Source organism: Pseudomonadota bacterium (assembly GCA_010028905.1).
Taxonomy (GTDB): Bacteria; Vulcanimicrobiota; Xenobia; order RGZZ01; family RGZZ01; genus RGZZ01.
On record RGZZ01000146.1, the window covers coordinates 1 to 10,500 of the forward strand.

The window sequence follows — 10,500 nt, forward strand, 5'->3', positions numbered from 1 at the left end:
TCAGCTACGCCCACGCTCGTGCAGTCGCCGCCCAGACGGCTCACCTCTCCGGGGTCAACAGGGATCTCGGCCGCGCCCTCGAGCGCCGCCGCCACGTCGCGCTCGGCCAGCAGCAAGGGCATGCGCAGCGTCTCGTAGCGGGCGCGCTCGTCTCGCCGGCGCCCCACCACCGCGCGCAGGTCTCCCGCGCCGCCGCGCGCGCGCACGGCGCGCTTGACGTCGGGGATGGTGAGCATGTAGTAGTCGTCTTCGACGTCGATCCAGCCGCGCTGCACGAAGCGCTTCGACATCTCGCGGGCGACCTCTCTCACCGGTTCGAGGAAGCGCACCATCTCGAACTTGTTGCGCTCGCGGAAGACGTACATGCGCTTGATGTGACCGATGATCCACCCGACAACGGGCAGCAGGGTCTCGCGCCAGCCCAGGGGAACGGCCTGGCGGAAGTCGCTCCACACCCGACGCGCCTCGTCTTCGAGCCGCGCGTCGATCTCGTGCGGCTGCGGGGTCTCGGGCGCGGTCACCAGACTGGCGATGGCGAAGAGCAGGGGAGTGGGGTCTTCTCGGTAGCGCGGCACGGCGATGTCGATCTCGCGCACGCCGCGGTGCCCATAGGTATCGATGAACGCGTGCAGCTCGCGCTTGAAGAGCGATCCACGAAGGGCGCGCCCCCAGACGCGGAAGGTGGGGTCGCTCTCCGGCTGGTGGGTGAAGTACTCGACCACGCGATGGTCGGCGCGGCCGATGTGGCTGATGCGCAGCAGATCGAAGGCCTGCTGCGCGCTCACCGACTTCTCTCCCACCGCCAGCTGGCTGTTGAGCAGCAGGTCGGCGGGAAACCCGACGCGGCGGCAGAGCTGCTCGACGATGACCTGCCACTGCAAGAACGAGCCGCAGGTGTAGGCCGAGCATAGCGCGTCGCGCCCATAGTCGTAGAGCCCGTCGACGATGGCCAGCATCTGCTCGTCGGAACGGTCTTCCATGTCGCGCTTGCGCAGGTCGTGCAGGGTGCGCTGACCGGCCGCGAAGCGCCGCTTCGCGCGCCAGCCCAGCACCGTCTGATCGACGACGATGCGCCCCATGGTGGGCAGGTTGCGCACAAGCTGGCGCAGCGGTGGAAACGTGATGCGATGGTCGTCGGAGTGAAGCGCGTCGGCGTGGCCCATGGCCTTGATGAACAGCGCGGGCGGCACGAACGACGCGCGGGCGAGATGCCGGAACTGGCTGAGGTTGAAGTACGGGCGCCCACCGAAGCTCTTGAGCATGGGGCCCAGCTCAGCCTCGGGGGCAAGCAGGCCGCCGAAGTACTCGCGGGTGGCCTCGTTCACCAGATCGGTCATGAGGTCGAGGGTCTGCGGAGTGGGCAGGTCGGGCATCACCTCGCGCACGTTGGTACGGCTCCACTCGATGCCGTCGGCGCTCGTCGTGCGAGCTGCGCTCGTGATGGCGCGGCTCTGCAGCAGCCAGAAGCGCTGGCCGTCGTGACACCACTCCACGTCTTGCGCCGTGCCGCAGTGCGCTTCAACCCGCAGCAGCAGGGTGGCGAGCGCGGCCGCCTTGGCCGCGTCGAGGCAGAGGCGCGCCTGCTCGTCGGCTTCGGTGGGAACGCGACGCTGCTCGCGCCCCCGTGCGATCACACGAAAGGCCTTGCTCCCCACGCGCTGTGTCACGGTGGCGCAGGTCGCGCGCTCGATGCGCAGCTCATCTGGGTCGACGATGCCAGAGACCACGGCCTCACCGTTGCCCCATGAGGCCGACACCACCATCACGTTGCGGTCGCGGCTCACCGGGTCGATGGTGAACGCGACCCCGGCCGTGTGGGCGTCGATCATGCGCTGTACGAGCACCGTCTGCGCACCCGCGGGCGCGGGGAGGTTGTGGCGCGCGCGGTAGTCGGCAGCCCGCTCGCTGTGCATCGAGGCGAGGCACAGCCCCACCATCTGGGCCACCTCTGCTTGTGTCACGTTGAGGAATGAAGCGTGGATGCCGGCAAACGAATGCCCTGCGCCGTCTTCGGCCAGCGCGGCCGAGCGCACCGCCAGCAGGCCTTCGCCCATGGCGCGCGCCGCAGCATTCACCTCGGCGGTGGGGACCTCACCGTGTGGGCAGTGCACCACGAACCCATTCGGCACGTCGAAGCCCGCGCGAAGCAGGTCGGCGCAGGCGCGCGCTTTCGGGCCGACGGTGGCCAGCTCAGCGGACGACAGATCGGCAAGCGCGCGGACGAAGATCATGGGGGCTGGAATTGGCGCGAGAAGGCAGTCACCCCTTCTCGCGCGCGCACCGTTTCAGTCGAGCAGGGTCTTCGAGGTCACGTGCAGCGCTTCGTCCATCTCGTAGACGATGGGCACGCCCGTGGCGAGGTTGAGCTCGACCACCTGCTCGGGTGTCAGGCCGTCGATGGCCATGACGATGGAGCGCAGGCTGTTGCCGTGGGCCACCACGAGCACGTTGCGCCCCGCGCGCAGCAGAGGCGCGATCTGGCCCTCGTAGTAGGGGAGGGTGCGCGCCGCGGTGTCCTTTAGGCTCTCGCCGTTGGGCGGCGGTACGTCGAAGCTGCGCCGCCAGATCTTGACCTGGTCGGCGCCGAAGCGTTCGGCGGTCTCGGCCTTGTTCAGCCCCTGGAGGTCGCCGTAGTGGCGCTCGTTGAGGGCTTCGTCGCGGGTGATGGGCAGGTCGACCTGACCGTTACGCTCGAGGGCGATGCGCAGGGTCTCCTGCGCGCGCTTGAGCGCTGAGGTGAAGGCGAGATCGAAATGGTAGGCCTTGAGGCGCTCGCCTGCGCGGGCGGCCTCCTGCTCTCCCTTGGGGGTGAGGGGCACGTCGACCCAGCCCGTGAAGCGGTTTTCGAGGTTCCACTGCGATTCGCCGTGGCGGAGGAGGACGAGGGTGGACACGGTAGGCTCTCCTTGCATCTGTCGCGGAATGGAGCGGGGTTTGCGGTCGATGCCACAGACCCCTTCTCCATCGCGAGGGAAGCGCGAGGAGCGCGACACTCCCTGAAGGTTCCATCGTCGCTGTGGATGCGACGGTGTCGCCCAGGGCGTGACGTATCAGGTGTTCCGGCTCAGGGGGCCACGGCCTGCTGGCGGAGGTAGTCATCGAGCGCCGCCGCCTGGGTGGGGGTGAGAAGCAGACGCACGTCGGCCACGTAGGCCTTCCACATCCCCTCGAGACGCGCGAGGTAGTCTGATTGCAGCCGGCGCAGCCGCGCCTGCTGTGCCCCGGTCAACCCCAGCTCGCCGCGCAGATCGAGGTCGGTGCGCTCGCCGCGTTCGTATTCTTCGAGGAGGGTGAGCAGGCGGGTGCGCTGTGGGGGCGTGAGCAGCGCCAGCACGTTCTCGCGCAGCTCTTTACGCAAGTCTTCGAGCTGGGTCGATACGCGCAGATTCACCTTTCGGAGCTCGTCGAGCTGATCGGGGGTGAGGCGCAGCTGTCGGGTGAGATCGGAGCCCTCCGTGGGAAAGGACGAGGATGAGGAGCGTTGCTCCTCCTGGGGCCGGGGGGGATGCTGCTCGGCCCTGGCGGCCCCCGAGCAGGTCGTGACCATCGCCAGCAAGACCACCAAGGCAAGACGCTTCGCGTTTCTCAGCATGCGCTGCGCTCCTTCGTGCGTCGCCATCTCTCCGGCACCGGCCGGGCGTCGCGCAATCATCCTTCCCGTGCAGGGCAGCGCGTACACCGAAGTGGCGGAGGCAATCCCGATGAAGGTTCGACCGCAACTTCGGACGCAAAGCGAAGCGGGGCGCGCCATCTCTGGCACGCCCCGCTTCTGTGGATGCGCTGTCTGCCGCCGCGACTTACTTCGTGGCTTCTCCGCTGGAGGCCGCCGCGGGCGACTCGGACTTCTCGGGTGCAGCAGCGGGCTGCTCGCCCCCTTCGCCCGCAGGCTTCTCGGCTTCGGCCTTGGGTGCGGCTTCGGCCGCAGGCTTCTCGCCTTCGGCCTTGGGCGCGCCCTGAGCGCTCAGCGCGGGAATCTTTGCGCCAGCGTTGCGCTGCAGCGCGCGGATGTAGCGCACGACGTAGTACCGGTCCATCGGGTCGAGCTTGGTGCCGAAGGCCGGCATGGCGTGAGACTGGGGGCCTACGGTGAGCGTCCAGTAGAGGTCGCCGTCGGTGGAGCCCTTGCCGCTGCCCAGCCCCGGCGGGAGGAGGTCAGGGCGGTCAGCGATGCTGGCTGGCGGGATGGCCAGCTTCTCGCCCACCGGGCCGTCGCCCTTGCCCGCGATGCCGTGGCAGAACTGGCAGTTCTGCTCGTAGACAACCTTGCCACGGTTCTCAGACGCAATGGTGGCGGCGGTCGGGTTGGCGAACGCAATCACCTCCGCAGGGGTGGAGTGGCTCGGGTGAAGCAGCTGCTGGCGCTCGAGCTCGCTCGGCTCGAGAAGCTTACCGTAGGGTTCGGTGAGGGCCGCGATGTCTGGATCCTTGCGGGTGGGCATGCTGTACACACCGGGGTCGTAGCCAGCGTTCACGTTCTCCTGGTCCTTGATGGGCCAGGCGCGTTCCTTGTCGAGGGGCCAGCCCGGGACACCGTGGCCCGTCTGCGTGCGCATGCGCACCTGCGGTGCCTGTCCGATCTGCTGGAAGAGCTCGCCCACCGTGAGGTTGCCACATCCGGTGGTGAAGAGGCTCAGCAGGATCAGGAAGGCCAGGGCGACGCTCGAGAACGTGCGCACGGCGCGGGCGCCGCCCCGCTCGAGGATGGCGCGGGCCTTCTCGGCGTTGGGGCCGCCGACGACCACGGCCAGCTGGCCATTGCCCACGGCGAGGTCTTCCTCTTCCGGGATGGGGCGCATCCGGAACACGTTCGTCTCGATGAAGAAGAAGAACGTGGTCATGATGAGGCCTGTGATCTGGGCGCACTCATACGTGATGATGGCGTCGATGGGCACGGGCACGATGGCCTGTCCGCTCGTGCGAATCGGGTAGTCGGTCTGGCAGAACCAGACCAGCGAGAAGCCCGCGATGGCGCCGCACACCCAGAGGAAGCGCACGAAGTTGCGGATGCGCATGGGCCGATGGAAGTGCGGCGGCAAGGCCTCTTCAAATAGGGGCCAGGCCGAGCGGATCTCGATATCGTCGGCGGCGACCACGCCTTCGTCGGTCAATGCCTTTGCAGCCGCCAGGGCGACATCGGTATCGTCGAATTCTGCGCTGACAGTCATCGGCTATTCTCCAGACTTGAAGTAGTAGACCTTTTCGCCCGCAATCTCGCGAACGGTCTGGCGCGATTGCGTCTCCAGCAGCTCCCAGATGGGTAGGATGGGGAGATACCGGATGAACAACAGATAGCCTGCGATGACACCCCCGAAGGTCATGCCCACAATGCTGAGCTCGGTGGAGGTTGGCATGTACAGGTTTGTGTTGTAGGCAAGGGGGTTCCAGACCTCGAGACCTGCAACGACGATGTTCACGCGCTCGAGATACATGCCGGCGTTCACCAGCAGCGAGAGCACGAACATTCCGGGCACGTTCTCGCGGAACTCCTTGAAGCTCAGGCACACGAATGGCGCGAGCACGTTGCAGGCGAGCATTCCCCAGAAAGGCACGGCGAAGCGACCGAACGCCATCCACTGCATGTACTGATCTTTGTCTGGCTCGTTGGCGTAGTAGTCGGGGATGAACTCGTTGAAGTAGAGGTATCCCCACGCCAGGCCCAGCACCAGCCAGATGCGGCCGATGAAGTCGAAGTGCGTTTTCTGGAAGAAGGGGTCGAACGCGGGGATGGTCCAGCGGAAGATGGCCATGATGGTCACCACTGCCGCCATTCCCGAGAAGAGGGCGCCCACGAAGAAGAAGGGACCGAACACGGTGGCGTGCCAGCCGGGCACGAGCTGCATTGCGAAGTCCCACGACACGATGGTGTGCACCGAGATCACGACGGGGAGGATGATGACCGAGAAGAGGGCCGCGGCCTCCTTCATGCGGCGCCACTCTTCAGCGGTGCCACGCCAGTCCCATGCAATGATGGTGTACAGCTTCTTGCGCCAGCCCGTGAAGTGCGGGCGCAGAAGCGCGATGTCCGGGATCATCGTCACGTAGAGGAAGAGCACCGAGCCGGTGAGGTACGTCGAGATTGCGAAGAAGTCCCACACCAGCGGGCTGCGAAAGTTCGGCCAGAGAAGCCGGAAGTTCGGTAGCGGCAGCATGTAGAGCACGACACCCGCGCGGCCCACGTGGATGAGGGGGAATGCGCCAGCGGCAGGGAGTGTGAACAGCGTGAGCACCTCGGCCATTCGCGTCACCGATGACTTCCATTCGGCCCCGGTGATGCGCAGGATGGCGGAGATGAGCGCGCCTGCGTGGGCCACGCCGATCCAGAACACGAAGGTCACGATGTAGCAGGCCCAGTACACCGGCTGGGTGTAGCCCGCTCTTCCGAGACCGAGACGAACCTGCATGTAGTAGGCAATTGCGCCGTTCACAACCAGGCCCGCGCACACCAGGAGCACGAGCACCGATCGCCACGACATCTTCGACTTCATCGGATCGAGGCAGCGCTCTACGATCTCCTTGTACGGCAGACCCGAGGCCTTGAAGAAATACGGTTTATGCATGCTTTCCCTCTACAGAACGTCCGTTTCCGGAACTTGCACCCGCTTGAGATAGATGACGTTGGGCTGGGTGTTCTTCTCCTGGAGCACCCGCAGCGATCGCTGCGCGTTCTCCTCCCAGAGCTTGTTCACCAGGCTGCTCTTGTCTGTGAGCTCACCGAAGAACATGGCGTGCGCGGGGCAGGCCTGCACGCAGGCAGGACGCAGCTCGCCGTCGATCAGCTTGCGCTTCTCGACCTTGGCGTCGAGGGTGGCGCGGCGGATGCGCTGCACGCAGAAGGTGCACTTCTCCATCACGCCAGCGCCGCGCACCGTGACGTCGGGGTTGAGCTGCTGCTCGAGCGGCGACGGCCAGTACGGCTCATAGAAGTTGAAGACGCGCACGTGGTAGGCGCAGTTGTTCGCGCAGAAGCGGGTGCCGATGCAGCGGTTGTACACCTGCTGGTTCAGGCCGTCCTCGGAGTGGGACGACGCGAACACCGGACACACCGATTCGCACGGGGCGTTGCCGCACTGCTGGCACATCATGGGGGCGTGATAGGCGGTGACGTTGGGGTATTCCCCTTCGTAGAACCGCTGCACGTGGATCCACTGCATGTTGCGGCCGCGGGCGCACTGCTCGTCGCCCACGGTGGCGATGTTGTTCTCGGCGTTGCACGCGACCACGCATGCGCTGCATCCGGTGCAACGGTCGAGATCAATCACCATGCCCCACTGGGTCTCGTAAAGCTTGGTCGTTTCCGGCACGTCTCGTGCTCCTCTCAGTCTTCGTACAACGAGCGCTTCATGTCGCCCGCGCGCCAGTCGTACGTCGTGACCCAGCCCTTCTGCCCGGGCTCACCGAACCCGTTCTGACCGGTCTTGGTGACAGTGACCTTCGTTCCCGCCCAGGCCATCTCGTCGGTGCCCTCCTGGAAGGTGGGCGCCACGAGGTTCATGGGGTTGTACCCCTTGCCGTAGGCGTAACGGCCGAAGGACGTGTGGCCCAACCCCATCGGGATGGCCAGTGCCTCCGGGTGCACCGATGGCGAGGGCAGGACGGGCAGGTCGACCTTCTCGCCGTTCTCCGACGTGAGGGTGACCAGATCCATGCGCTTGATCTTGAGCTCTTCGCAGGTCTTGGGGTTCATCTCGACCCACGTGGTCCAGACGGCCTGGGCCATCGGGTCGGGAAGCTCCGCCGCCCACGGGCGGTTCGAGATCGACCCGTCGCCCAGCACGGGAGAGGGGTAGGGGATGAGGGTGAAGCTCCCCTTGGCACCTTGCTTCGGCGCCGCGAGAGCAGGCAGCTTGGGGGCTTTCAGCCCGTCCCAGAAGCCCACCGAAGTGGGCATTGCGGTCGAGGTGGGCGGCGCTGCCGGCGCGGGGAACATGGCTTCTGCCCTGTAGACAGAGACGTCGGCGGCGTTCTTGTACACGCCGCCGCGCTCGAGGGCGCGGATCCAGTTCGGCTCGTCGAAGTGCCCTGCGAGCACCTCGCGCATGCTGGTGACAGGCTGCCCCTTGGCGTCCTTGGGGAGCAGGCTCTTCAGCTCGCTTGCTGCGAAGGCGGCGAGAAGAACCTCACCCAGCGGCTTCGAGCCCGGCCGAGGGAGTGCGACAGGCTGCTGCAGGCCGTACACCGGCGCGGGCCCGTCGACGCGGGCGTCGCCCCACTGCTCGAGCATCGAGGTGGTGGCCAACACCCACTTCGCAAGCACCGAGGTCTCGGTGGTGAAGGGGGTGAAGGCGAACGTGTCGGCCTTCTTGAGCGCGTCGGCCACGCCCAGCGAAGCCTGGGGGAAGAGGTAGGCAGGGTTCACGTCGTTCACCCAGACGGTGGCGAACCTGCCTTCCTTGAGACCTTCGAGCGCCTGCCGCGTCGAGATCACGAGGTCGGCGGGCGGGGCCACGGTCGACCCCTTGGGTGCGACGAGCATGTCGGGTTCGAACGTGGCCGACTTGCCCTTCGACAGCGCGTGGTTGAGCGCGGTGATGGCCGCCATCGATGACAAGCCGTTGGCGTACGCGGTGTTCTCCACGCCGCCGATGGCCACCGCTTTGCGCGCGTCCTTGAGGCGCTCCGCCAGGCGCTCGATGAGGTTGGCCTCGATGCCCGCCTCCTTCGCGGCGGCTTCGGCGGTGACCTTGGCGCCGCCCTCCGCCTTCCCCAGAAGGGTCAGCACGGCCTGGGCCACGAGGCCTTCGGTTCCCGGACGCACCGGAACCCACTTGTCAGAGACCGCAACCGTGAGGTTCATGCGCGAGCTGAACGACACCAGCACACCGCGCCGCTTGCGCTTGTGCCCGTTGCGGAACTCGCCGTACTGCCAGTTGTAGTCGACGTTGTTGGGGTGCCACGAGGCGAGGAAGTCGCCGCCGAAGTTCACCACATAGTCGGCGTCATGGATCTCGTGGTAGGGCAGGTGGGCCTTGCCGTTCACGGCCTTCATCGCCGCGCGCTCGGCCGCTCCGCCAGGGAAGTCGAGCACCCAGATCTTCGACTGCGTTGCGTGGGCGGCGCCCACGATGAGTGCGCCCAACGTGCCCGTGAGGGGGCCGGTGATCCACAGGCCACCCTTCTTGCCGAACGACGCGGCCACGGCTTTCACAGCCTCGTCCCAGGCGGTCTGGGGCTCAGACCCCTTCCAGGGCTGCCCCAGGCGATCGGGGTTGTAGAGGGCCTGCAGCGATGTCTCGGCGCGCAGGCAGTGGCCGCCGTGGCTGAGCGGGTGGTGGCCGATGCCCTCCACCTTCTTGGCGCGGCCGCCGATGACGCGCACCGCGATGCCGCAGCCCGCCGAGCACTCGGTGCAGGTGGTGGCGTACCACTGCGCGATGCCGGGGAGGTAGAACTCCGGCATCTGGCCCTGCGAGATGAACGCGGGTTCGGCCGGGCGGCCGCACCCCGCAAGCGCGGCCGTGGTAGCGGTGATCACGCTGAGGTTGAGAAAATCTCGTCTGTTCACGGTATCCCTTCTTCGTCTGGCAGGCCGAGCGGGTCAGGCGACCCGAGCCGGAGCGGCCAGGAGATGCGATGGTGGAAGATCTAGTAGTGGCAGGCCGAGCACTGCTGAGGGCCCTGGGCCTTCAGACTGTTGTTGCCGCGGTGACAGCTGATGCACCAGCCCATGCCGATGCCGATCTTGCCGAGCGACATCAGCTTTATGTTCATGGGCCACTCCCGCTCGGCGGGCTTCAGCACATTCATCTGGTTCACTGCGCCGTGGCAATCGGTGCACTGGAAGCCCTTGGCGATGTGAGCGGCGTGCGGGAAGCGCGCGTGGTCGGGGAGCTGGTACACCTTCCACCACTGGATGGGCTGGGGATCCTTGTCGGCTTCCAGCGCGTAGGTGGCGTTGGGGTCCTTCTGCTTCTTCGCCGCAAGCTTGGCGCCGTCAGCGTCGTTGAACCAGTAGGTGCGGAACAGCGTGTCCATGCCGGGATGCTGCGCGGGATCGGCCTTGCCACCCGTGAGGTAGTTCGGGGTTAGGGAAGGCATCCACTTGTGGCAGTCCATGCACTCTTTCACGCTCGGCACGCCTGCACTCAGGCCTTTTTCGGTGCCGCGGTGACAGTACTGGCAGGCGATCTGACGCACGCCTGCGTGCAGATCATGGGGGAAGGCGATGGGCTGCGCCTGCTGCTTGTAGAGGACTTCGGTCCCGACAAGATAGCCGACGTACGCGACGATTGCCACGACAACTGCGGTCATCGCGACCAGGACGGAGAACCTGACTTTCATGAAATGTCCACTTTCATCAGGGGCAGGCGACCGTGGGGCGGACCACCTGCGCTACGTTGATTGGGGGGTGAGACCTCTGCTCTCGCGGGGCGAGCCGGCTTTGTGACAAGATGCACAATCCGGGACAAAAGTCTTCACGAGCGCGTGCTATTACGTGATGATGCTCGAAGATCCTTCTGCGTTTGCCCGAAAACTTGTCAACGAATTGTTACCGATTCGCCG

General features: G+C 66.3%; 8 protein-coding genes. All 8 read right to left on the reverse strand.

All coding sequences use genetic code 11. From position 1 onward, the window contains the following. A partial coding sequence (locus tag EB084_11755; protein NDD28929.1) for a hypothetical protein occupies positions 1-2,231 on the reverse strand: 2,231 nt, incomplete at its 3' end. Between the two features lie 54 nt (positions 2,232-2,285). Then, complete coding sequence (locus tag EB084_11760; protein NDD28930.1) at positions 2,286-2,894, reverse strand: 2,3-diphosphoglycerate-dependent phosphoglycerate mutase; 609 nt, start codon at positions 2,892-2,894, stop codon at positions 2,286-2,288. 170 nt (positions 2,895-3,064) lie between these two features. After that, the gene (locus EB084_11765) at positions 3,065-3,619 is read right to left on the reverse strand and encodes a hypothetical protein (GenBank protein NDD28931.1); all 555 of its coding nucleotides are present in this window, start codon (positions 3,617-3,619) and stop codon (positions 3,065-3,067) included. A 178-nt stretch (positions 3,620-3,797) separates the two neighbouring features. Next, on the reverse strand, positions 3,798-5,165 hold the full coding sequence (locus tag EB084_11770) for a DUF3341 domain-containing protein (protein ID NDD28932.1): 1,368 nt from the start codon (positions 5,163-5,165) through the stop codon (positions 3,798-3,800). Between the two features lie 3 nt (positions 5,166-5,168). Next, the gene (locus EB084_11775; protein ID NDD28933.1) at positions 5,169-6,557 is read right to left on the reverse strand and encodes a polysulfide reductase; all 1,389 of its coding nucleotides are present in this window, start codon (positions 6,555-6,557) and stop codon (positions 5,169-5,171) included. 9 nt (positions 6,558-6,566) lie between these two features. After that, positions 6,567-7,262: a 4Fe-4S dicluster domain-containing protein gene (locus tag EB084_11780; protein ID NDD28934.1), complete on the reverse strand. Its 696-nt coding sequence runs from the start codon at positions 7,260-7,262 to the stop codon at positions 6,567-6,569. 53 nt (positions 7,263-7,315) lie between these two features. Further along, positions 7,316-9,502 (reverse strand): hypothetical protein, encoded by a 2,187-nt coding sequence (locus tag EB084_11785; GenBank protein ID NDD28935.1) that lies wholly within the window; start codon positions 9,500-9,502, stop codon positions 7,316-7,318. Positions 9,503-9,582: 80 nt separating this feature from the next. Further along, positions 9,583-10,278, reverse strand: coding sequence for a hypothetical protein (locus tag EB084_11790; GenBank protein ID NDD28936.1), 696 nt, complete (start codon positions 10,276-10,278; stop codon positions 9,583-9,585). Positions 10,279-10,500: the final 222 nt, after the last annotated feature.